Raw genomic sequence first — 21560 nt, 5'->3', positions numbered from 1 at the left:
CTATGGAATTCACCACTCAACACTTCATCGCATTGGCGCCGATGCTCATCACCACCGTCACGACGGTGGTGGTGATGCTGGCGATCGCCTGGAAGCGCAATCACTCGCAGACCTTCCTACTGTCCACCGTGGGCCTGAACCTGGCCCTGCTGTCGATCCTGCCGGCGCTGAAGGTCGCGCCGCTGGCGGTCACCTCGCTGGTGACCATCGACAAGTTCGCCTGCCTGTACATGGCGATCATCCTGGTGGCAACCCTGGCCTGCGTCACCCTCGCCCATGCCTACTTGGGCGAAGGGTCCAAGGGCTACCCGGGCAACCGTGAAGAACTGTACTTGCTGCTGCTGATGTCCGCCCTGGGCGGCCTGGTGCTGGTCAGCGCCAACCACCTGGCTGGCCTGTTCATTGGCCTGGAACTGCTGTCGGTACCGGTCTATGGCCTGGTGGCGTATGCATTCTTCAACAAGCGTTCGCTGGAAGCCGGCATCAAGTACATGGTGCTTTCTGCGGCAGGCTCTGCCTTCCTGCTGTTCGGCATGGCCCTGCTGTACGCCGATGCCGGCAGCCTGACCTTCGACCAGATCGGCAAGGCACTGGCTGCCACCAGCATGCCGAGCCTGCTGGCCCAACTGGGCCTGGGCATGATGCTGGTGGGCCTGGCCTTCAAGCTGTCGCTGGTACCGTTCCACCTGTGGACCCCGGACGTGTACGAAGGTGCTCCGGCGCCGGTCGCCGCGTTCCTGGCCACTGCCAGCAAGGTCGCGGTCTTCGCCGTGGTCGTTCGCCTGTTCATGCTCTCCCCTGCCGCCAGCAGCGGTGTGCTGAGCACCGTACTGGCCGTGATCGCCGTCGCCTCGATCCTGATCGGCAACCTGCTGGCGTTGACCCAGAGCAACCTCAAGCGTCTGCTCGGTTACTCGTCCATCGCCCACTTCGGCTACCTGGTCATCGCTCTGGTCGCCAGCAAGGGCCTGGCCCTGGAGGCCATGGGTGTTTACCTGGTGACCTACGTCATTACCAGCCTGGGCGCCTTCGGCGTGATCACCTTGATGTCTTCGCCCTATGCCGGTCGTGATGCCGATGCCCTGTACGAGTATCGCGGCCTGTTCTGGCGCCGTCCGTACCTGACCGCGGTGCTGACCGTCATGATGCTGTCGTTGGCAGGTATCCCGCTGACCGCAGGCTTCATCGGCAAGTTCTACATCATCGCCACTGGCGTCGAGTCGCACCTGTGGTGGCTGGTCGGTGCCCTGGTCATCGGTAGCGCCATCGGCGTGTACTACTACCTGCGCGTCATGGTCACCCTGTACTTGGTAGAGCCAAACCTGCGTCGCCACGACGCTCCGCTGAAGTGGGAACAGCGCACTGGCGGCGTCATGCTGCTGGCCATCGCTATCCTCGCCTTCGTCCTGGGCGTGTACCCACAGCCTCTGTTGGAACTGGTCCAACAAGCCGGCCTGCAATTGATCGGCTGATCAATCTGCAAAAACAAAACACCCCGCACATGCGGGGTGTTTTGTTTTCTGCTCCATGTAGGCGAAGGCGGGTGTCATGCTGTGCTTGGTGTATTTTTGCCATTGCGCGCCGGCTTGCGTGTACAGCCCGGGTTGTGAGCGGCGCGCCGCAACTCACCATAGGCGCTCGGCAGGTGGACATCTGGATTTGGCATACCGCTGGGGGAGAGTTCATGGGTCATCTCGAACTGGGCACGCACCGACCAGCCGCAGGCCTCGTTGACGCATTGCAGGTAGGCGATACGGAGGAAGATATGACGCCCTTCACTGGTGCGAATCCGCATTTTGCCGGTGCAATGAGGGCATACCAATTTGTAGCTGCTCACAGGCACCTCCTTTTAGGTACCCTCGCCGCGTGTAAGACACCGTGACGATCACAGTCAGTGTCCGCCCCCACCGATTTAAGACTTCTCGATAAATTCATGTTACTTACCATCCGACGCTGAGTGGAGCTTCACCCATCCATCCAGATGGGTTCGGCTCATGGGCTTACAGAAACATTTACTCGTATTGAGTACTTTCTCCGTCCTGCGATAGCCGAACCAAGCGTCCTGCCTGACTATCTTTTGCCTGAGATTTGTCCATAAGCTTGATTGATTGTTGTTGTAGGTATATAGCTGAGCAAATGTAGGCATTTTCGCTGCGATCATCATTCATTCCGTTACCGATTTGTTTGGTGCTCCCAATATATTCTTATCGCATATTTTTGCCTACAGATCTCATACATAGTCCTTTTTTGGTATTCATAATGAGTACACTTTCCCTGTCTGCGATATTGCATCGAATGAAGGACCTCACCGGCGCCAGAACCGATGCCGAACTTGCCAAAGCATTGAGTATCAGCCCGCAAACCTTGAGCAGTTGGAAGATACGCGGGAGTATTCCTTACGCGTTGTGCATGGAGTTGGCGCAGAAACAAGGGGTGTCCCTCGACTGGCTGCTTCTAGGGGACGGGCAACAAAACCGAACATCCAGCGCATCCCTCCCTCAAGGGCATCCCTCTGCTTGGGAGGCGGATCTGCTCGATCAGTTGCGGGCCCTGTCGGCACTGGATCTGCAAGCCATCCGCGCGACCATCGAGGACAAGTTGCGCATCTCTCAGCTGGAACGTCGCCTCGAAGAATTGACCCATCGCCCTGTCAAGCATTGATCCCCCTGCGCTTCGCTACCGGCACCGCTCACCGTCGTTTCCCTGACCTGTTGGGCCAGGCTCCAGCGGGTCCGGGCCTCCACCAGACGCAGATAGCAAATCGAAAGTGCACGCCCCTGCTCATGACTGTCGACATCGATCAGCCGCCGATAGCCACGCTCGCGCAGGCAACGGCGCCAATCAGCGAACTCTCGCGCTGCAACCTCCATCGAGCTCCTGGCGGCGAGCTCCAATCGCGTATCGCTGACCTGCGATGACAACCCCAGTCGCTCACGCAACCGCCCAAGCTCTATCCGCGGCCAGAACGGATCGTGGTAGACCAGATAGCGCTTGGGCCGGCACTCAAATGGGACGTATGAATCCCGACTCACGGCTCGCCCTCCACTCACTGATTGTTCAGCATGCCGTAACGTATCGCCTTGATCACCGCCGCTACCCGGGTGTTCACGGCGAACTTGCGCAAGATATTGCTGACATGGAAATTGACCGTTGACTCCTTGCAGCCCACGATTTGGCCGATTTCCCAGGAGGTCTTGCCGTAGGCGCACCACAGCAGCACTTCCCGTTCTCTGGGGGTAAGGTGGATGGGCTGATCGGCGTCGACGTCAGGTACCAGTTGGCGTTGCAGGTTCATGAGGCACTCTCCTACGGTCATAAGAGCCCAAAGGCATTTACGTTTGATGTGCTTGAACCTTACGAAGCCGTCGCCGCTTGATTCCAGCGCCCAGGGTTGTAGATCGGCGCCCTACACAAAACGTCCTACATGCAGAGGGGCACTTTTTCCCCATAAAAGCGACGTGCTCTGAAGGATTTTGCGTACGTCTGACACCTGTTACCCGCCCTACTGCCCGGAGTTGTACGATGCGTCCCGTTTCATCTTTCCCTTGCGCTGTCGGCCTATGGGTCGTTGCTACCGGCCATTCGACACTGGCCGCTGCGCCTTTGGAGCTGGAGCAGGTCGTGATCGAAGGCCAGCAGCAAAGTGAGCTGGAGTCTGCCGCCCAGCGCCTACGGGAGGTCCCAGGGGCTACCAACCTCATCGACATGCAACGTGTCGAGCAAGGGCCCGTCGCCACCAACCAGGACGTGCTGGCCTATCAGCCTGGTGTCTTCGCCCAGTCGGCCGGCAACGATGGCATCAAACTGTCGATCCGCGGCTCAGGCATCAATCGCGCACCCGGTGCCCATGGCTCTGGTGTCTACACGATGTTCGATGGCCTGCCGTTGACGGGCCCAGGGGGCACGCCCTACGAGCTGTTCGAACCCCTGTGGCTGAGCCGTGCCGAAGTGCTGCGTGGCGCCAATGGCTTCGACCGGGGGGCATTGGCCCTCGGCGGCGCGATCAACTATGTGACCCACACAGGCTACGACGCTGCGCCTGCTCAAGTGCGCTATGAAGTGGGCAGTCGCGGATACGCCCATCGGCACGTGAGCTCCGGACAGGTATTGGGTGACCTGGATTACTACGTGGCCTTGACCGACGCCGAATACGATGGCTATCAGGAACACAGCAGCGGCAGCGCCAAGGGTTTCGCCGCCAACGTCGGCTATCGCTTCAATCCCAACCTGGAAACACGCTTCTACCTGCGCTACCGCGAAACAGAGAACGACCTGGCTGGACGCCTGACCAAAGAACAGGTCAAGCATGATCCACGTGCAGCCAATCCAGCCTACTTGGCCCGAGACGACAGTCGTCCGCAGCCGGGTAGCACTTGGGTCGCCAACAAGACCACCTTCTACCTGGAGGATGACGCTCGCCTGGAAGCGGGACTGGTCTACCACGACTACCCGATGGACCTGCGCGAAGGCCCCATGCGTCTCAAGGTCGCCTACACCGATGTCAGCGGGACCCTCAACTATGTGCGCCGCGACACCCTGTTCGGGCATCAGAGCAACACCACCATCGGTTGGCGCACCACCAAACACTTGCCCAACAGCGGCGCCTCGCAGTTCGTCCGCGATGGCGATGCCTTCGGCCCACGCACCCGGGACTTCAGCTACCAGGGCTCGGACACCGTACTGCATGTCGGCAACGACCTGGAACTCATGCCTGATCTATGGCTGACCAGCGGCCTGGCGATGATCTATACCCGCCGCGAAAGCGATGTGACCTACCCGCAGGATGGCGGCAAGGTCAGCCAGCATGACTGGGACTATGCGCCTCGCCTGGGCTTGCGGTACGACATCAGTCCGCAAGTGCAGGTGTATGGCAACCTCAGCCGCTCCGTGGAACCTGCACACCCTTGGTCGCTGATCTGGAGCTCGACAGTCCCTACCCAGCCGATCGAAATGCAAAACCAGACCGCCACCACGCTGGAGCTGGGTGCACGGGGCGATTCGCAGCTGGGGCGTTGGGACCTGGCCTGGTACTACTCGCAGGTACGTCACGAACTGCTGGCCGTAGAAATCGTGCAAGGCGCCCTGCCCAAGGAGTTCAACGCCAGCCCCACCGTACACCAAGGCGTCGAGGCTAGCCTGGACAGCACGCTCTGGGAACAGGCCGGCATCGGCAGGGTATCCCTGCGCCAGGCCTATACCTTCAGCGACTTCCATTACCGGGACGACGACACCTTCGGCGACAACCGCCTGCCAGGCATCCCGATGCACTATTACCAGGCCGAGGTGCGCTACGACTGGCCAAGCGGCTTCTATGCAGGCCTCAACACCCAGATGGCCTCCAAAGTCCAGGTCGACTACGCCAACAGCTACCATGCCGATGCCTACGCCCTGCTCGGCGCCCGCCTGGGCTGGAATGCTCCGAAGCAGGACTGGCAGACCTGGCTGGACCTGCGCAACCTGACCAACAAACGCTATGCCGCCACGGTGACGCCTGGGTATGACGATCAGGGCAAGGACAACCCACGCTCCACGCCGGGCGAAGGTTTTGCTGTCTACGCCGGCGTTTCCTACAGCTTTCTCTGAAAGGTCATGACGGCAACTGTACCTGCAACCGACTCGTGAAGATCGCCCAGCTGGACATGAATAGCGCGGCGATCAGCGGACCGATGACGAATCCGTTGAGGCCGAACACCGCCAGGCCGCCCAAGGTCGAAATCAGGATCAGGTAGTCGGGCATCTTGGTGTCCTTGCCCACCAGGATCGGGCGCAGCAGGTTGTCCACCAGGCCAATCACCAGTACCCCAAAAGCGATCAACACAATACCCGGCAGTATTGCGCCGGTGGCCAGGAAATAGACCGCCACCGGCGCCCAGACAATGCCCGCCCCCACCGCTGGCAACAACGACAGAAACGCCATCAACACGCCCCAGACCAACGCACTGGGAATGCCCAGCACCCAGAAGATAAGACCACCCAGCGCCCCCTGGGTAATGGCCACCAGCAGATTGCCCTTGACCGTGGCACGTACCACACGGCTGAACTTCAATTGCAGGCGACGCTTTTGCTGCTCGGGAAGCGGCACGGCCAGCCGTACCTTGCGCGCCAGCTCGCCGCCTTCTCGCAGGAAGAAAAACAACAGGTACAGCATGATGCCGAAACTCACCAGAAAATCGAACGTACCCTGACCAAAGCTGAACGCCTGGCCCGCCAGGAACTGGCTGCCTTGCGTGGCCCACTTGGTGATCTTGTCCCGCAGCCCTTCCAGATCGCCCATGCCCAGGCGCTCCAAGGCGTTCTGGACGAAGGCCGGCAACAATGACTTGAAACCTTCCAGATGACCGGCGATATCCAGCTCGCCCTTCTCGATGCGCTGATACAGGCTAGCGCCCTCCTGCACCAGCAAGGTACCAATGATGATCACCGGCAAGATGGCGATCAGCAGGCACACCAGCAACGTCAAGGCTGCCGCCAGGTTGCGCCGTCCTCCCAAGCGCAGCATCAGGTCACGCTGCAACGGGGAGAACAGGATGGCAAGGATCACTGCCCAGAACACCGCACCGTAGAACGGCAGCAAGATCCACAGGAAGGCGATGGTCACCAACGCCAGGAGGACAGTCAGGGCCTTGTTCTGCAGTGCGGTCTGGTTCATGGAGTTTTCTCGCGGGGGTCATCCCTTTAGTGCCCGCCGCTTGGGCAAAAGTGCCGTTGATCCAGATCAATGTCGCATCGACGTGCTGGCTTTAGCATCCGCGCCTTTGCCCCGGTGCGCACATGACCCCTCCCGCCAAGCCCGAACTGCTGGCTCCCGCCGGCACCCTCAAGACCCTGCGCTACGCCTTCGCCTACGGTGCCGATGCGGTCTATGCTGGCCAGCCGCGCTACAGCCTGCGCGTGCGCAACAACGAGTTCGACCACGCCAACCTGGCGCTGGGTATCCGCGAGGCGCATGCCTTGGGCAAGCGCTTCTACGTGGTGGTCAACATTGCGCCGCACAATGCCAAGCTCAAGACCTTCATCAAGGACCTCGCCCCGGTCATCGAGATGGCGCCCGACGCCCTGATCATGTCCGACCCGGGCTTGATCATGCTGGTTCGCCAGCACTTCCCGCAGATGCCGATCCACCTCTCGGTGCAGGCCAACACGGTGAATTGGGCCAGTGTCGAGTTCTGGAAGCAGCTCGGCCTTAGCCGGGTGATTCTCTCGCGCGAGTTGTCGCTCGAAGAGATCGAGGAAATCCGCCAGCACGTGCCCGACATGGAGCTGGAAGTGTTCGTCCACGGTGCCCTGTGCATGGCCTACTCCGGTCGCTGCCTGCTGTCTGGCTACCTGAACCGTCGAGACGCCAACCAGGGCACCTGCACCAATGCCTGCCGCTGGAAATACCAAGCCACCCCAGCCACAGAGAACGCCACCGGTGAAATCGTCCAGCAGGTCGAGCCGACCCTGGGCATCGGCGCGCCGACCGAGCAGGCGTTCCTGCTTCAGGAAAGCAACCGCCCAGGCGAAGAAATGCCAGCCTTCGAAGACGAACATGGCACCTACATCATGAATGCAAAGGACCTGCGCGCCATCCAGCACGTGGAGCGGCTCACCCGAATGGGTGTGCATTCGCTGAAGATCGAAGGCCGGACCAAGTCGCACTTCTACTGCGCCCGCGCCGTCCAGTCCTACCGTCAGGCCATCGACGATGCCGTGGCCGGACGGCCCTTCGATCGCGGCTTGATGGGCAATCTGGAGTCCCTCGCCCAACGGGGCTACACCGAAGGCTTCCTGCGACGCCATGTGCACGATGAGTACCAGAACTACCAACGCGGCAACTCGGTCTCCGAGCGCCAGCAGTTCGTGGGCGAACTGACCGGCGCACGGGTGGAGGGTCTGGCCGAGGTCAAGGTGAAGAACCGTTTTGCCGTGGGCGATCACCTGGAACTGATGACCCCGCGGGGCAACTATCACTTCGACTTGAATCACCTGCGCGACCGCCATCAACAGACCATCCAGGTGGCGCCAGGCGATGGCCATGTGGTTTACCTGCCCATTCCCGAACAAGTCTCTCTGGAATACGGGTTGCTGATGCGCGACCTGGAATTGGAGCACAAGCGCCTGACAGATCTGTAATGCTGCGTTCAGGCCGCTGACAGCTGGCGAAGGCGAACATCGTGCAGGCCGCCGGTACAGGTGGCAACCGACTGCGCTGCGCCAGAAGGCCGGTTACGCTATGCTGCGGGTCAATTCAGGGTTACGGGCCGCCCTTCCAGACCACGCTGTTCGCGCGTGTCCCAGCACATCGCGGACATGCAAGCGGCCCATCCAGACGCCAGTATCTGCCTGCGTATCTAGAGGACTATCACCATGCTGCGCAAACACCTGTTCTCCCTCGGCCTGCTGGCGATTGCCGGCCTGGCCCAGGCCGCCGAGACCATCGACGTCTACCGCGACCCCAATTGCGGCTGCTGCAAGGAATGGATCAGCCACCTGCGGGAAAATGGCTTCACGGTCAACGATCACGTCGAGCCGAACATGAGCGAGGTCAAGCAGCGCCTGGGCGTAGCCCCACGTCTTGCGTCCTGCCATACCGGAGTGATCAACGGCAAGTTCGTCGAAGGTCATGTGCCGGCCGAACAGATCCGCCTGCTCGCCAAGCGCAATGACCTCAAGGGCATCGCCGTGCCGGGCATGCCCATGGGCTCGCCCGGCATGGAGATGGGTGACCACAAGGACGCCTACCAGGTCATCGGCCTGACCCAGGAAGGCAAGGACGAAGTGCTGGCCAACTATTGATGCTCAGTCTCTGGGCGCTGTTTCTCAGCGCCTTCGGTGCCGCCACCTTGCTGCCACTGCAATCGGAGGCGGTGCTGGTGGGGTTGCTGCTGCGCCAACCCGAAGCCTGGGCGACGTTACTGCTGGTGGCCACCCTCGGCAACGTGCTGGGCTCGATCGTCAACTGGCTGTTGGGGCGGGCCATCGAGCACCTGCGCGATCGACGTTGGTTCCCCTTCAGTGCCCATCAGCTGGAGCGCGCCCAGCAGCGTTACCGGCGCTGGGGGCAATGGTCGCTGCTGCTGAGCTGGATGCCGGTGATCGGCGACCCATTGACCTTGATCGCCGGCATCATGCGTGAACCGTTCTGGCGCTTCGTGCTGCTGGTGACCTTGGCCAAGGGCGGGCGCTACCTGGTACTGGCGATGATCACCCTGGGCTGGATGCACGGGCGCTGACCGTAGTCCGACGTTGAGCCTTGCAAGAGCAGTCTCGCAGGAGAACCGCCGCCCTTACGAGCGTCCCCAGACCAACGCCTCGCTCCATCCCAACTCGGCGAAGTCATCGGCCCGAAGGCAAGCCTCCTCTTCACAGAAGAACTCGTCCAGCTGAGGCGGACGCACCGTCGTATCACTGAGCATGGCGTGCACCTGGCCACGATGATGGATCTGATGCTCGAACAGGTGCGACAGCAAGCGCAGGCGCTGTTCACGCTGCAGGCGATCCGGACGCACGATGCTCACATAACGTTGCAATTGGTCATCGCGCAGAAGCTGGCAATAGGCAATCAGCCGGTGGTCGGCCTGGGCCTGCTCGGCATGCAGGTCTGCACAGGTGGCAAAAGGCTGCTCGGGCTCGAAAAATCGCTCGCCGTCCGGGTCCGGTGCCTCCCCGCGCTGCTCGCACTCCAGCGCATGCAGGTAGAACCAGTCCACCGTCAGGAGGTGGTTGAGCGTGGCCTTGATCGAAGGAAAAAAGCTGCAACGAGGGGCGACGAACTCGTCCTGGGTCAGTTGCAGGCATGCCTTGTACAGGCGGTGGTTAGCCCAGCCATTGTTGTAGGCCTGGGTCAGCAGATGATGCGACAGCGGCTCCATGGTCGACTCCTTCAGGCGAAGCGTTGCAGTTGCATCTCCCGTAGCCGGCTCAGGGTCCGCTGGTACGGGAACGCCAGATACCCTTGAGTGTAGAGCGCTTCGAGCGGGACTTCGGCTTCCAGGTACAAGGCGACCCGACGGTCGTAGCATTCGTCGACCAGGGCGATGAAGCGACGCACGCTGTCATCCTTGGGTGCCAGCGTCGGCAAGTCGCGGTCTCCGGCCACCACTCGCTGGGCCCCATCTTCGGTGCCACGTGCAATGCGTCCCGCCCGCTGGGCACCGCCCAATGCCGGGATGCCTTGGACCAGAATCGCCGAAAAGCGGTCGCACAGCCCCATGAACTCCAGCGCCGACAAGGGTTGCTCGCACACTTCGCTGAAATGGCACCAGATCGCCTGCTCGCTGCGACGAATCACGCGGATTTGCCGCGAACCGATCGACAACGGCTGGTCAGTGGCAGGACCGTCCTGGCTCAGTTGACCGAACACAGCCCCCAGGGCCGTGGGCCGCCCGGGCTCAGCGACCCAATAGCGTTGTCGAAGGGCGCCTGGATGCAGGCGATGATCCTGCTCGCCCGCCACGTTCAGCACACGCATGTGCCGCCCGATGGCGGCGATCGCCGGCAAGAAGCGCTCACGGTTGAAACCGTCTCGGTAGAGCTGCTCCGGCGGCTGGTTTGAGGTGGCGACGATCGTCACCCCCTGGTCGAACAGGGTCTGAAACAGGCGCCCCAGGATGATTGCGTCGCCGATGTCGCTGACGAACAGCTCATCGAAGCACAACACGCGAATCTCGGTCGCCAGGGCCTTGGCCAAGGCCTGCAAGGGGTCACGGGTGCCATTGAGCTGGAACAGCCGCTGGTGCACCCAGGCCATGAAGTGGTGGAAATGCTGGCGTCGGGACGGGACCTGCAGACTGCGGTGGAACTGATCCATCAGCCAGGTCTTGCCTCGCCCGACCGGGCCCCAGAGGTACACGCCCAAAGTGGGCTTGCCCAATCGCAGCGCCTCGAAACACGCCTGGAGCGCGTCCACTGCCAGAGCCTGGGCGCCGTCATGGACGAACCCATGCTCGTCGATAGCCTGGCGATAAAGGGTTTGCGGATCGAAGGACATGCCCTGACGCTCGATAAAAGAACGCATCCTACGCATTCGGGCTTGCTGGGGGCAAACGCCCGTCAGTCTTCGCTCAATCCCACCTTGAGCAGCGCCCCGTCCTTCGCATCGGTCAACACGTACAGATAACCATCCGGCCCGACCCGCACGTCTCGGATGCGCGCCTTGAGCTCACCCAGCAGGCGCTCCTCATGCACGATCTTGTCACCCTTGAGCTGCAAGCGAATCAGCTCCTGCGTAGCCAGGGCACCGATGAACAGGTTGTGGTCCCAGGCCTTGAAGGTCGGGCTGTCATAGAACGCCATGCCGCTGATGGCGGGCGACTTTTCCCAGACATGATGGGGGGGCTGGGTGCCCTCCACGTGCTGGCCCTTGGCTTCGGGGATCGGTAACAGCGAGTAGTTGATTCCATGGGTCGCGATAGGCCAGCCGTAATTCTTGCCGGGCTCAGGGATGTTGATCTCGTCACCGCCCCGGGGCCCGTGCTCGTGAGTCCAGAGCTTGCCAGTCCAAGGGTTGAGCGCGGCACCCTGCTGGTTGCGATGGCCAAAGGACCAAATTTCGGGCCGCACATTGGCCTGACCGACGAAAGGGTTGTCCTTGGGAATTTCGCCATCCGGGAGGATACGTACGATCTTCCCTTGGAGTTTATCCAAGTCCTGAGCAGTGGCACGCTGGTTGTTCTCACCCAACGCGATAAAGAGATAGCCGTCACGGTCGAATACCAGGCGTGAGCCGAAGTGGATGCCTTCAGAGAGCTTCGGCTGCTGGCGGAAGATCACCGTGAAATGCTCCAACCGGGCGAGATCCTGGGACAGCTGCCCACGACCGACCGCGGTACCGGCCTTGCCGTCGGCGCCTTGCTCGGCATAGGAGAGGTATATCGTGCGGTCCTTGGTGAACTCGGGGGACAGCACCACATCAAGCAGTCCGCCTTGCCCCTGGGCCCAGACCACAGGCACACCGCTCAGTGGCGGACCGACCTTGCCCTCGGCACTGACCACCCGCAGGTTGCCGGGGCGCTCGGTCACCAGCATGCCCTGGCCGCCTGGCAAAAAGACCAAGGCCCAGGGGTTGCGCAAACCTTCGGCAATCGTGCTGACCGTCAGTTCCCCCTCCTCGCTGGGCAAGCGCTGTTCAGGGGCCGCTTGGGCCAACAGGGGTATCAGGGCGAAGGTGGCCAGCCAGGTTCTACGGTTCATGCTCGGTTCCTTCCAGTGGGGCTCAGGGCGCGCGTTGGTTATCACGCGGCGGCCGAGTAGGTTCCAGGTTCGGGCTTTGCTGCTCGCGCCGCAGGTTATCGCCATTGCCTATGCCACGGTTGTCCAGCGTTGGAGGCCGGATGATCGGCTGAGTGGACGGCCCGCGGACCGGAGGTGTGGCCTGCATGCTGCCTTGGCGACTATTGGGGTTGGCGCGCTGGATCGGGCTGTTGTAGGGATTGTTGCGGTCGGCGGCAATGAGCAACGGTTCGGGGAACGGTGCGGCCGACAGTGGCAGGCTCAGCGAAAGGCCGATAACCAGAGCGGATATCGTGGGATTCATGCTCCACCTCCTATACGCAACCGCGCGCTAAAGCGTTGGATAGCCTAAGACGCGACAGGTTCGCGGCAAAGGTGCGAATCCAGGGAGAGAGGTTTCCTGATGTTTCAGTATGAGCCCAGGGGATTGCCCCGCTGGGCTTTCGCGACACAAGGACCACTCATCGCTCAATGGCGCGAGCGGCCTTGATCGAGGTGCTCAAACCTTGGCGTCGACCTTGTGCCGAGCGGCATACAGGCAAAGCATCTCCATGGCCAGCGTGGCGCCAGCCAAGGCGGTGATGTCGGCGTGGTCATAGGCCGGCGCCACTTCCACCATGTCCATCCCCACCAAGTTGATGCCGCGCAGCCCGCCCAGAATCTCCAGCGCCTGCACCGTGCTCAGGCCGCCACAGACCGGCGTACCCGTGCCAGGTGCGAACGCAGGATCGAGGCAGTCGATGTCGAACGTGAGATACACCGGTCGATCTCCCACCCGCTGGCGGATCGCCGCGATCACAGCCTCGGTGCCCTGACGGTGCACCTGGCGCGCGTCGAGGATGGCAAAACCCTGGGTGTCGTCATTGGTGGTGCGCAAACCGATCTGCACGGAACAGGAGGGGTCTACCAGCCCCTCACGGGCTGCGTGCCAGAACATGGTGCCATGATCGATACGCTTGCCCTCCTCGTCCGGCCAGGTATCGCTGTGCGCGTCGAAGTGGATCAGCGCCAAAGCTCCGTGGCGCTCGGCATGGGCCTTGAGCAGCGGGTAACTGATGAAATGATCGCCCCCGAGGGTCAACATGGCGCACCCAGCGTCGAGGATCTGCCTGGCATGGGCCTCGATGCTGGCCGGGACCGACTCGGGTGTACCACTGTCGAAAGCGCAATCGCCATAGTCGATCACCGCCAGATGATCGAAGGGGTCGAACGTCCACGGCCAATGTCTGGCCCAGGCCTGCTGCACCGAGGCGGCGCGGATGGCCCGTGGCCCGAAGCGGGCGCCAGGACGGTTGCTGGTGGCGGTATCGAACGGCACACCGCTGACCACCACATCGACGCCGCGCAGGTCACGGCTATAGCGGCGCCGAGAAAAACTGGTAATGCCGGCGTAGGTGCTTTCCGCGGCAGTGCCGTAAAGGCTATCGCGGGTCATGGCCTGGTCATTGTTATGGGCGTGTTCCACGGTCAAGCTCCTGGTTGTCATTGTTCGTTACTGACGGCTGCGAAACGCAGTCCACATCCGATTGCGCTGGCGCAAGTCAGACAGCGCCATGCCGCGGTCGCCATACAAACGCTGGCGGACCTCGGCGGATGGGTAGATGTCCGGGTCGTTGCGCACGGCATCGTCCACCAGTGGCGTGGCAGCCCGGTTGGCATTGGCAAAGAACAGCGTGTTGGTCAGTTCGGCCACGGATTCAGGACGCAGCATGAAGGCGATGAAGGCGCGAGCAGCCTGCGGGTGCGGGGCGTCCTTGGGGATGACCAAATTATCCTGCCAGACCAACGTTCCCTCGCGCGGGATGCGGTAGATCACTTCGAAGGCCTTGCCGGCACGACGCGCCTGGTCAGCAGCCATCGCCGCATCGCCGTTGTAGGTCAACGCCAGGCATACGCTGCCGTTGGCCAGGTCATTGATCTGCCGGCCGTTGGCCACGTAGCTCACCGAGGGCTGCAACTGACGTAGCAAAGCCTGAGCGGCATCCAGATCGGCCTTGCTCTGGCTGTATGGGTCTTTGCCCAGGTAATTGAGGGTTACCCCGATCACTTCCTGAGGCGAGTCGGGCAAGGCGATGCCACAGCCTTTTAGGCGACTGGCGTATTCGGGTTTGAACAGCAGATCAAGGCTGTCCAGCGGTACGTCCCCCAGACGTTCTCGCACCGCCTCGACATTCACACCCAACCCCAGGGTGCCCCAGGTGTAGGGCACCGCATAGCGATTGCCGGGATCGGTCTCGGCCAGCTTGGCCAGCATATCCGGGTCGAGGTTGCTGTACCCGGGCATTTCCTGGGCCTGCAAGGGCTGCAACGCATTGGCCTTGAGGGCCCTGGCCAGAACCGTGGATGAAGGCACCACCACGTCATAGCCGCTACCGCCGGTGAGCAGTTTGGTCTCCAGTACTTCGGGCGTGTCGAAGGTGTCATAGCGCACCTTGTAACCGGTCTGCTGCTCGAATCGCTTGAGCGTCGACTCCGCGACATAGTCGGCCCAGCTGTAGAGGTTGACGACCTTCTCTTCGGCCTGGAGCGGCAAAGCCAGGACCAGGGACAGCAGACACAGCGATCGACGCATGGCGAACACCTCGGCAAATGAATGGATGCCGTCAGCATGCCAGCCGGGTTACATTGAAAAAATCGCAAGTTTGCAAAGCTGACATTCACCAGGAGTGATGTAATGCTCGGACAACTGCACGACCCAGACCTGCACCTGCTGAGGCTGTTCGTCACTGTAGTCGAGGCCGGCGGCTTCAGTGCCGCCCAAGGCGTGCTGGGCCTGAGCCAGCCCAGCATCAGTCAGCAGATGGGGCGCCTCGAAACCCGCCTGGGATACCGCCTGTGCAGTCGTGGCAAGGGTGGATTTCGCCTGACCGAAAAAGGCGAGTTGCTGCTCAAGGCTACCCGGGAGTTGCTGGTCCAGATCGAGCAGTTCCGTCAGCAGGCAAATGGTGTAGGCGGACGGCTGCTGGGGTCTGTACGCATCGGCATGGCCGAGAACCAGGACGCCAGCGTCACGCTTCGTCTGGCCAATGCCATCGCACGCTTTCGCCAACGCGAGGAGTCGGTGCAACTGGAGTTGATCAGCGCGCCGCCGGCTGAGCTCGAGCGGCTGCTTCTCGAGCAGCGCCTGGACTACGCCATCAGCTACTTCTCCGGTAGCCAGGCTGCGTTCGATTACCAGCCGCTGTTCAACGAAACCCAACGGCTGTATTGCGGCCAGGGACACCCGTTGTTCGCAGTTATGCAGGTGTCGGCGGAGGAGTTGCTCGAAGCTGACCAGGTCCGCCACCCCTACCGCTTCCTCAAAGCGGGTGAGCCCTTCCAGAGCCGACGCAGCTCTGCCTTGGCCGAGCAGATCGACAGTGCCTTGACGTTCATCCTTTCGGGGCGCCACATCGGCTACCTGCCCCTCCATTGCGCCGCGCCCTGGGAGACGCGCGGGCTGCTACGGGCGTTGGATCCGGGCCTGGATTTCAGCGTGCCCTTTACCCTCGCCCGGCATCGTGCCCAAGCACCGGGTGAGGCGCAGCAAGCCTTTGCCGAAGACCTGCGGGAGGCCTTCGCCTGAGTCTTTCGGAGGACTCTGTACAGAGGGTCTTTCAACGCCTGCACCCTTTTGCCACACTGCGGGCTTGATCGTTACGCCAAGGCCATTGCCATGACCACTCGCCGCCTCCGATTCTGGCTGATTGCCCTGTTGGCCTTCACCCTCAATGCCTGCGCCCTGTTCCAGGCGCGTGATCCATTGAACATCAGCGTCGTCGGGATCGAACCACTGCCGTCCGCGGAGCTTGAAATGCGCATGGCAGTGAAAATCCGTGTGCAAAATCCCAACGAGGCGCCTGTCGATTTCAACGGCATTGCGCTCAAGCTTGAGGTCAACGGCCAGCCCCTGGCTGCCGGGGTCAGCGATCAGAAGGGGCACATTGGCCGCTACGACGAAGCGGTCATCGTCGTGCCCATGAGCGTCACGGCCTTTGCGATGGTGCGCCAAGCCTATGGTTTGGGAAGGCTGGGCTCACTGCAAGGGTTGCCCTACGTGCTGCAGGGCAAGATGGCTGGCGGCCCCTTAGGGACCGTGCGCTTCACCGACAAGGGCAAGCTCGACCTGCCCACTGTCGGTAGCGCGACCTGGTGATCGCGCAGGCGGTGTGGCTCAGCGATTGCTGCTGGCCGCGGCCATCATCTTGTTGACTTCGCTGCGCACCATGTTGGCGAACTCAGGGGGCGACATGCCATCGAGTTCGGCGCGAACCCATTCCGCCCATTTGCTCTTGCGCCGTGGCTTCTCACCGATCAACCGCGCAGCCTCGCCCTTAGCCTTGCCGAGGTTGTTCTGCCAATGTTCGAACAGCCGGGCCTTCTCTGCCTCGATCTGTGCCCGTTCCTCGAAGCTTCTGTTGGCCAGATTGAAACTCATGGGATTACCTACCGCTTGAAAATGGCCGCTATCTTACACTGTAGCGGCGAGCAACCGTTACGCCGCGGCAACTTTCCGCACGGCGCGGCATCCATTGCTCAACCCCCTACGATCGAGGACACATTCATGGCCAGGAAAATCGCCGCGCACAGCGACAACGAACAAATCAAGGACCAGGTTTTCAGCGAACTGCAGGCCTTGATCGAAGAATCGGAGCGTCTGCTCCAAGACAGTGCTGCGCTGGTGGGGGACGAGGCCGATACGTTACGGGCACAGGTCGCCCTCAAGCTGCGCCAAGCACGCCAGGCCGCGGATACCCTGCGAGGCAAGGCACAGCCTGCGATAGACGCTGCTGAGCACTATATGGGCGGACACCCATGGCAGACGGTGGCAATCTCTGCGGGTGTGGGGCTGGTGATCGGCCTTGTGTTGGGCCAGCGACGCTGACTCGCCCGATCACCGGACCGCTCAGGCCGCCATGGCCATTGGGATACCGCTGTGGAAGCGCAGTTCCTGATCTGGCGAACAGATCAGTTCCGCCTCGGCTTCACGCACCTGTTCTACGACCCGGGCGATGTCAGTGGCCTCGCCATATTGGTGGGCCAACTTGAGGTAGCCTTGGTAATGGCGCGCTTCGCTCTTGAGCAGGCCGTGATAGAAGGTCCCGAGTTCTTCGTCCAGGTGCGGCACCAACGCTGCGAAACGCTCGCAACTGCGGGCCTCGATGAAAGCACCGACCACCAGCGTATCGACCAGCTTGACAGGTTCGTGAGCCCGCACCAGGCGCCGCAGACCGGACGCATAACGCCCCGCCGACACCGGTCGCAACGGAACACCACGACGCTTCATCAGGCGCAGGACTTGCTCATGATGCACCAACTCCTCACGGGCCAGGCGCGACATCATGTTTATCAAGTCAAGATGGGTGTTGTACTTGGCGATCAGGCTCAGCGCGGTACTGGCGGCCTTGAACTCGCAGTTTTTGTGATCGATCAACAAGGTTTCCTGGTCGGCGAGCGCCGCTTCGATCCAAGCGTCGGGGGTAGGACAGCCCAGGAAGGCATCGATTTCAGGAATCAGGGACATAAGCTCACAACGACAGGCCAACGGCAGGATTGGCGATTATACCGGCGGTGGCGCTGATCGCCAGCGACTATGCTGATACATATCAAGCGGCACTGCGCGGGATGCTGACTATAGTCAGCCATTGGCAGCCACCTACCAAGGGAGTTAATGCCCATGCAAGCCGTCCGCAGCATACTCGTCGTCCTAGACCCCGAACACGCCCACAGTCGCGCCTTGACACGCGCCAAGCTCATCGCCGGGGTGACAGGCGCACGCATGCACTTGCTAATGTGTGACAAGCGCCAGGACCACAGTGCCCTACTCAGCCTGCTGAGCAGTCAGCTACACGATGACGGGTACGACAACATCACCCATGAACAGACCAGGCATGAAAGCCTGCATGAATCCATCATCGAGGTGCAGCAGGCCGAAGGTTGCGAACTGGTCATCAAGGAGCACCGGCCAGACAACCCACTGCGCAAGGCACTGCTGACCCCTAGCGATTGGAAACTTCTGCGCTATTGCCCCTGTGCAGTCCTAATGGTGAAGAACGAGCGGCCCTGGACGGGAGGCGCGATTCTTGCCGCTGTGGATGTAGGCAACAACGATGAAGACCACAGGCGTCTACATGCCAGCATCATCGACCATGGCTATGCGATTGCCGGCCTGGCCAAGGGTGACCTGCACGTCATCGCCGCCCACCCTTCTCCCATGCTTTCGGCGTCTGACCCGACTTACCAGCTCTCCGAAACCATCGAGCAGCGATATCGCGAAGCCTGCACGGCCTTTCAGGCCGAATTCGGTATTTCTGATGATCACTTGCACATTGCCGAAGGCCCGGCAGACGTTCTTATTCCTTACACCGAAAAACAGCTCGATGCGGTGGTGACCGTCATGGGTACTGTGGCCCGCACAGGCATTTCCGGTGCTTTGATTGGCAATACTTCGGAAGTGGTTCTCGACGCCTTGGAAGGGGACGTGTTGGTCCTCAAGAGTGAAGAGGCGACCGCACACCTGGCAGAGCTGGCGCGTGGCTGACGGAGCCAGGGAAGCGACGCGATTTGTATAGGCGTTTATTTCAGGGACCCAAAAGACAAAACCCCTACCTGCTCGCGCAGATAGGGGTTTTGCGAAATGAATCTTGACGATGACCTACTCTCACATGGGGAAGCCCCACACTACCATCGGCGATGCATCGTTTCACTACTGAGTTCGGGATGGGATCAGGTGGTTCCAATGCTCTATGGTCGTCAAGAAATTCTGTTGCCAGACTGTCTCATGACACTCCAGCCAATTCGGATATGTGATCGTTGTGGTTGCGAACTTTCGGTTCTCTCGTCTTCACCACCGCAATCTGCAGAAGCAAATTGCTTGGGTGTTATATGGTCAAGCCTCACGGGCAATTAGTATCGGTTAGCTCAACGCCTCACAGCGCTTACACACCCGACCTATCAACGTCGTAGTCTTCGACGGCCCTTTAGGGGATTCAAGATCCCAGTGAGATCTCATCTTGAGGCAAGTTTCCCGCTTAGATGCTTTCAGCGGTTATCTCTTCCGAACATAGCTACCCGGCAATGCCACTGGCGTGACAACCGGAACACCAGAGGTTCGTCCACTCCGGTCCTCTCGTACTAGGAGCAGCCCCTCTCAAATCTCAAACGTCCACGGCAGATAGGGACCGAACTGTCTCACGACGTTCTAAACCCAGCTCGCGTACCACTTTAAATGGCGAACAGCCATACCCTTGGGACCGGCTTCAGCCCCAGGATGTGATGAGCCGACATCGAGGTGCCAAACACCGCCGTCGATATGAACTCTTGGGCGGTATCAGCCTGTTATCCCCGGAGTACCTTTTATCCGTTGAGCGATGGCCCTTCCATACAGAACCACCGGATCACTAAGACCTACTTTCGTACCTGCTCGACGTGTGGGTCTCGCAGTCAAGCGCGCTTTTGCCTTTATACTCTGCGACCGATTTCCGACCGGTCTGAGCGCACCTTCGTACTCCTCCGTTACTCTTTGGGAGGAGACCGCCCCAGTCAAACTACCCACCATACACTGTCCTCGATCCGGATCACGGACCTGAGTTAGAACCTCAAGGTTGCCAGGGTGGTATTTCAAGGATGGCTCCATGAGAACTGGCGTCCCCACTTCAAAGCCTCCCACCTATCCTACACAAGCAAGCTCAAAGTCCAGTGCAAAGCTATAGTAAAGGTTCACGGGGTCTTTCCGTCTAGCCGCGGATACACTGCATCTTCACAGCGATTTCAATTTCACTGAGTCTCGGGTGGAGACAGCGCCGCCATCGTTACGCCATTCGTGCAGGTCGGAACTTACCCGACAAGGAATTTCGCTACCTTAGGACCGTTATAGTTACGGCCGCCGTTTACCGGGGCTTCGATCAAGAGCTTCGCTTGCGCTAACCCCATCAATTAACCTTCCGGCACCGGGCAGGCGTCACACCCTATACGTCCACTTTCGTGTTTGCAGAGTGCTGTGTTTTTAATAAACAGTCGCAGCGGCCTGGTATCTTCGACCGGCATGGGCTTACGGAGCAAGTCCTTCACCCTCGCCGGCGCACCTTCTCCCGAAGTTACGGTGCCATTTTGCCTAGTTCCTTCACCCGAGTTCTCTCAAGCGCCTTGGTATTCTCTACCCGACCACCTGTGTCGGTTTGGGGTACGGTTCCCAGTTATCTGAAGCTTAGGAGCTTTTCTTGGAAGCATGGCATCAACCACTTCGTCGCCTAAAGGCAACTCGTCATCAGCTCTCGGCCTTGAAATCCCGGATTTGCCTAAGATTTCAGCCTACCACCTTAAACTTGGACAACCAACGCCAAGCTGGCCTAGCCTTCTCCGTCCCTCCATCGCAATAACTGGAAGTACAGGAATATTAACCTGTTTTCCATCGACTACGCTTTTCAGCCTCGCCTTAGGGACCGACTAACCCTGCGTCGATTAACGTTGCGCAGGAAACCTTGGTCTTTCGTGCGAGTTTTTCACTCGCATTGTCGTTACTCATGTCAGCATTCGCACTTCTGATACCTCCAGCAAGCTTCTCAACTCACCTTCACAGGCTTACAGAACGCTCCTCTACCGCATCACCTAAGTGATACCCGTAGCTTCGGTGCATGGTTTGAGCCCCGTTACATCTTCCGCGCAGGCCGACTCGACTAGTGAGCTATTACGCTTTCTTTAAAGGATGGCTGCTTCTAAGCCAACCTCCTAGCTGTCTAAGCCTTCCCACATCGTTTCCCACTTAACCATGACTTTGGGACCTTAGCTGACGGTCTGGGTTGTTTCCCTTTTCACGACGGACGTTAGCACCCGCCGTGTGTCTCCCATGCTCGGCACTTCCAGGTATTCGGAGTTTGCATCGGTTTGGTAAGTCGGGATGACCCCCTAGCCGAAACAGTGCTCTACCCCCTGGAGTGATACATGAGGCGCTACCTAAATAGCTTTCGAGGAGAACCAGCTATCTCCGAGCTTGATTAGCCTTTCACTCCGATCCACAGGTCATCCGCTAACTTTTCAACGGTAGTCGGTTCGGTCCTCCAGTCAGTGTTACCTAACCTTCAACCTGCCCATGGATAGATCGCCCGGTTTCGGGTCTATACCCAGCGACTAAACGCCCTATTAAGACTCGCTTTCGCTACGCCTCCCCTATTCGGTTAAGCTCGCCACTGAATATAAGTCGCTGACCCATTATACAAAAGGTACGCAGTCACCTAACAAAGTAGGCTCCCACTGCTTGTACGCATACGGTTTCAGGTTCTATTTCACTCCCCTCTCCGGGGTTCTTTTCGCCTTTCCCTCACGGTACTGGTTCACTATCGGTCAGTCAGTAGTATTTAGCCTTGGAGGAT

The 21560-nt window shown here is 60.3% G+C and carries 22 protein-coding genes and 2 rRNA genes (1 of these 24 cut by a window edge); 10 read left to right on the top strand and 14 right to left on the bottom strand.

What is annotated here, in order from left to right:
• Positions 1–2 precede the first annotated feature (2 nt).
• The gene (gene nuoN, locus AB1N67_RS08775) at positions 3–1472 is read left to right on the top strand and encodes an NADH-quinone oxidoreductase subunit NuoN (RefSeq protein WP_043209136.1); all 1470 of its coding nucleotides are present in this window, start codon (positions 3–5) and stop codon (positions 1470–1472) included.
• Between the two features lie 74 nt (positions 1473–1546).
• Here the strand turns inward: nuoN and AB1N67_RS08770 are convergent, their stop codons facing one another.
• Positions 1547–1837, bottom strand: coding sequence for an ogr/Delta-like zinc finger family protein (locus tag AB1N67_RS08770; protein ID WP_043209133.1), 291 nt, complete (start codon positions 1835–1837; stop codon positions 1547–1549).
• Between the two features lie 422 nt (positions 1838–2259).
• On the opposite strand from AB1N67_RS08770, the gene AB1N67_RS08765 reads away from it, so the two are divergent.
• The gene (locus AB1N67_RS08765; RefSeq protein WP_043209131.1) at positions 2260–2661 is read left to right on the top strand and encodes a helix-turn-helix domain-containing protein; all 402 of its coding nucleotides are present in this window, start codon (positions 2260–2262) and stop codon (positions 2659–2661) included.
• Here AB1N67_RS08765 and AB1N67_RS08760 read toward each other — a convergent pair.
• Both AB1N67_RS08760 and AB1N67_RS08755 read right to left on the bottom strand, forming a co-directional pair.
• Positions 2610–2984: a head completion/stabilization protein gene (locus AB1N67_RS08760; protein ID WP_182819103.1), complete on the bottom strand. Its 375-nt coding sequence runs from the start codon at positions 2982–2984 to the stop codon at positions 2610–2612. The genes AB1N67_RS08765 and AB1N67_RS08760 overlap by 52 nt on opposite strands.
• A gap of 62 nt (positions 2985–3046) precedes the next feature.
• Positions 3047–3295, bottom strand: a complete 249-nt coding sequence (locus AB1N67_RS08755; protein WP_043209129.1) for a helix-turn-helix transcriptional regulator — start codon at positions 3293–3295, stop codon at positions 3047–3049.
• A gap of 227 nt (positions 3296–3522) precedes the next feature.
• On the opposite strand from AB1N67_RS08755, the gene AB1N67_RS08750 reads away from it, so the two are divergent.
• Entirely contained in the window at positions 3523–5583 is a 2061-nt protein-coding gene (locus AB1N67_RS08750; protein WP_367863675.1) for a TonB-dependent receptor family protein, read from the top strand.
• Between the two features lie 4 nt (positions 5584–5587).
• Here AB1N67_RS08750 and AB1N67_RS08745 read toward each other — a convergent pair whose 3' ends face one another.
• On the bottom strand, positions 5588–6649 hold the full coding sequence (locus AB1N67_RS08745) for an AI-2E family transporter (RefSeq protein WP_090345546.1): 1062 nt from the start codon (positions 6647–6649) through the stop codon (positions 5588–5590).
• A 122-nt stretch (positions 6650–6771) separates the two neighbouring features.
• On the opposite strand from AB1N67_RS08745, the gene yegQ reads away from it, so the two are divergent.
• The 3 genes from yegQ (at position 6772) to AB1N67_RS08730 (ending at position 9215) form a co-directional block, all read left to right on the top strand.
• Positions 6772–8115 carry a tRNA 5-hydroxyuridine modification protein YegQ gene (gene yegQ / locus AB1N67_RS08740; RefSeq protein ID WP_070571833.1) on the top strand — a complete coding sequence of 448 codons (1344 nt, stop codon included), beginning with the start codon at positions 6772–6774 and terminating at the stop codon, positions 8113–8115.
• A 234-nt stretch (positions 8116–8349) separates the two neighbouring features.
• Positions 8350–8778, top strand: a complete 429-nt coding sequence (locus AB1N67_RS08735; RefSeq protein WP_043209122.1) for a DUF411 domain-containing protein — start codon at positions 8350–8352, stop codon at positions 8776–8778.
• Positions 8778–9215 (top strand): YqaA family protein, encoded by a 438-nt coding sequence (locus AB1N67_RS08730; protein WP_043209121.1) that lies wholly within the window; start codon positions 8778–8780, stop codon positions 9213–9215. The genes AB1N67_RS08735 and AB1N67_RS08730 overlap by 1 nt, the downstream gene beginning before the upstream one ends.
• Before the next feature lie 54 nt (positions 9216–9269).
• On the opposite strand, the gene AB1N67_RS08725 is transcribed toward AB1N67_RS08730, so the two are convergent.
• The 6 genes from AB1N67_RS08725 to AB1N67_RS08700 form a co-directional block, all read right to left on the bottom strand.
• Complete coding sequence (locus tag AB1N67_RS08725; RefSeq protein WP_102081956.1) at positions 9270–9854, bottom strand: DinB family protein; 585 nt, start codon at positions 9852–9854, stop codon at positions 9270–9272.
• A gap of 11 nt (positions 9855–9865) precedes the next feature.
• Complete coding sequence (gene zapE / locus AB1N67_RS08720) at positions 9866–10972, bottom strand: cell division protein ZapE (RefSeq protein WP_102081955.1); 1107 nt, start codon at positions 10970–10972, stop codon at positions 9866–9868.
• Between the two features lie 62 nt (positions 10973–11034).
• On the bottom strand, positions 11035–12174 hold the full coding sequence (locus AB1N67_RS08715; protein WP_367863674.1) for a PQQ-dependent sugar dehydrogenase: 1140 nt from the start codon (positions 12172–12174) through the stop codon (positions 11035–11037).
• 22 nt (positions 12175–12196) lie between these two features.
• Complete coding sequence (locus AB1N67_RS08710) at positions 12197–12517, bottom strand: hypothetical protein (RefSeq protein WP_043209110.1); 321 nt, start codon at positions 12515–12517, stop codon at positions 12197–12199.
• A 195-nt stretch (positions 12518–12712) separates the two neighbouring features.
• Positions 12713–13678: an agmatinase gene (gene speB / locus AB1N67_RS08705; protein ID WP_090345540.1), complete on the bottom strand. Its 966-nt coding sequence runs from the start codon at positions 13676–13678 to the stop codon at positions 12713–12715.
• Positions 13679–13705: 27 nt separating this feature from the next.
• Positions 13706–14785 (bottom strand): extracellular solute-binding protein, encoded by a 1080-nt coding sequence (locus tag AB1N67_RS08700; RefSeq protein WP_367863673.1) that lies wholly within the window; start codon positions 14783–14785, stop codon positions 13706–13708.
• 102 nt (positions 14786–14887) lie between these two features.
• Here AB1N67_RS08700 and AB1N67_RS08695 point away from each other — a divergent pair, with 102 nt between their 5' ends.
• Both AB1N67_RS08695 and AB1N67_RS08690 read left to right on the top strand, forming a co-directional pair.
• Positions 14888–15778 (top strand): LysR family transcriptional regulator, encoded by an 891-nt coding sequence (locus AB1N67_RS08695; RefSeq protein WP_182941348.1) that lies wholly within the window; start codon positions 14888–14890, stop codon positions 15776–15778.
• 90 nt (positions 15779–15868) lie between these two features.
• Complete coding sequence (locus AB1N67_RS08690; RefSeq protein ID WP_043209101.1) at positions 15869–16348, top strand: LEA type 2 family protein; 480 nt, start codon at positions 15869–15871, stop codon at positions 16346–16348.
• A gap of 18 nt (positions 16349–16366) precedes the next feature.
• Here AB1N67_RS08690 and AB1N67_RS08685 read toward each other — a convergent pair whose 3' ends face one another.
• Positions 16367–16630 carry a hypothetical protein gene (locus AB1N67_RS08685; RefSeq protein ID WP_043209099.1) on the bottom strand — a complete coding sequence of 88 codons (264 nt, stop codon included), beginning with the start codon at positions 16628–16630 and terminating at the stop codon, positions 16367–16369.
• A 126-nt stretch (positions 16631–16756) separates the two neighbouring features.
• On the opposite strand from AB1N67_RS08685, the gene AB1N67_RS08680 reads away from it, so the two are divergent.
• A complete protein-coding gene (locus tag AB1N67_RS08680) occupies positions 16757–17077 on the top strand; it encodes a DUF883 family protein (RefSeq protein ID WP_317847319.1) in 321 nt (106 codons plus the stop codon).
• Between the two features lie 21 nt (positions 17078–17098).
• Here the strand turns inward: AB1N67_RS08680 and AB1N67_RS08675 are convergent, their stop codons facing one another.
• A complete protein-coding gene (locus AB1N67_RS08675; protein ID WP_317847320.1) occupies positions 17099–17716 on the bottom strand; it encodes a tRNA isopentenyl-2-thiomethyl-A-37 hydroxylase MiaE in 618 nt (205 codons plus the stop codon).
• A 153-nt stretch (positions 17717–17869) separates the two neighbouring features.
• Here AB1N67_RS08675 and AB1N67_RS08670 point away from each other — a divergent pair, with 153 nt between their 5' ends.
• A complete protein-coding gene (locus AB1N67_RS08670; RefSeq protein ID WP_197853619.1) occupies positions 17870–18733 on the top strand; it encodes a universal stress protein in 864 nt (287 codons plus the stop codon).
• 101 nt (positions 18734–18834) lie between these two features.
• Here the strand turns inward: AB1N67_RS08670 and rrf are convergent.
• Both rrf and AB1N67_RS08660 read right to left on the bottom strand, forming a co-directional pair.
• Positions 18835–18950: ribosomal RNA gene (gene rrf, locus AB1N67_RS08665) — 5S ribosomal RNA — on the bottom strand.
• Between the two features lie 127 nt (positions 18951–19077).
• Positions 19078–21560, bottom strand: a 23S ribosomal RNA gene (locus AB1N67_RS08660); it runs 405 nt beyond the window's last position.

This window comes from Pseudomonas guariconensis (assembly GCF_040822035.1).
GTDB lineage: Bacteria > Pseudomonadota > Gammaproteobacteria > Pseudomonadales > Pseudomonadaceae > Aquipseudomonas > Aquipseudomonas guariconensis.
The sequence above is the reverse complement of the archived record's forward strand: the minus strand, read 5'-3'. Positions and strand labels throughout refer to the sequence as shown.

Bases quoted from the DNA above. Each gene is read 5' to 3' on its own strand.
- nuoN (WP_043209136.1), top strand. From the start codon at position 3: ATGGAATTCACCACTCAACACTTCATCGCATTGGCGCCGATGCTCATC.
- AB1N67_RS08765 (WP_043209131.1), top strand. From the start codon at position 2,260: ATGAGTACACTTTCCCTGTCTGCGATATTGCATCGAATGAAGGACCTC.
- AB1N67_RS08755 (WP_043209129.1), bottom strand. From the start codon at position 3,295: ATGAACCTGCAACGCCAACTGGTACCTGACGTCGACGCCGATCAGCCC.
- AB1N67_RS08750 (WP_367863675.1), top strand. From the start codon at position 3,523: ATGCGTCCCGTTTCATCTTTCCCTTGCGCTGTCGGCCTATGGGTCGTT.
- AB1N67_RS08745 (WP_090345546.1), bottom strand. From the start codon at position 6,649: ATGAACCAGACCGCACTGCAGAACAAGGCCCTGACTGTCCTCCTGGCG.
- yegQ (WP_070571833.1), top strand. From the start codon at position 6,772: ATGACCCCTCCCGCCAAGCCCGAACTGCTGGCTCCCGCCGGCACCCTC.
- AB1N67_RS08735 (WP_043209122.1), top strand. From the start codon at position 8,350: ATGCTGCGCAAACACCTGTTCTCCCTCGGCCTGCTGGCGATTGCCGGC.
- AB1N67_RS08730 (WP_043209121.1), top strand. From the start codon at position 8,778: ATGCTCAGTCTCTGGGCGCTGTTTCTCAGCGCCTTCGGTGCCGCCACC.
- AB1N67_RS08725 (WP_102081956.1), bottom strand. From the start codon at position 9,854: ATGGAGCCGCTGTCGCATCATCTGCTGACCCAGGCCTACAACAATGGC.
- zapE (WP_102081955.1), bottom strand. From the start codon at position 10,972: ATGTCCTTCGATCCGCAAACCCTTTATCGCCAGGCTATCGACGAGCAT.
- AB1N67_RS08715 (WP_367863674.1), bottom strand. From the start codon at position 12,174: ATGAACCGTAGAACCTGGCTGGCCACCTTCGCCCTGATACCCCTGTTG.
- AB1N67_RS08710 (WP_043209110.1), bottom strand. From the start codon at position 12,517: ATGAATCCCACGATATCCGCTCTGGTTATCGGCCTTTCGCTGAGCCTG.
- AB1N67_RS08700 (WP_367863673.1), bottom strand. From the start codon at position 14,785: ATGCGTCGATCGCTGTGTCTGCTGTCCCTGGTCCTGGCTTTGCCGCTC.
- AB1N67_RS08695 (WP_182941348.1), top strand. From the start codon at position 14,888: ATGCTCGGACAACTGCACGACCCAGACCTGCACCTGCTGAGGCTGTTC.
- AB1N67_RS08690 (WP_043209101.1), top strand. From the start codon at position 15,869: ATGACCACTCGCCGCCTCCGATTCTGGCTGATTGCCCTGTTGGCCTTC.
- AB1N67_RS08685 (WP_043209099.1), bottom strand. From the start codon at position 16,630: ATGAGTTTCAATCTGGCCAACAGAAGCTTCGAGGAACGGGCACAGATC.
- AB1N67_RS08680 (WP_317847319.1), top strand. From the start codon at position 16,757: ATGGCCAGGAAAATCGCCGCGCACAGCGACAACGAACAAATCAAGGAC.
- AB1N67_RS08675 (WP_317847320.1), bottom strand. From the start codon at position 17,716: ATGTCCCTGATTCCTGAAATCGATGCCTTCCTGGGCTGTCCTACCCCC.
- AB1N67_RS08670 (WP_197853619.1), top strand. From the start codon at position 17,870: ATGCAAGCCGTCCGCAGCATACTCGTCGTCCTAGACCCCGAACACGCC.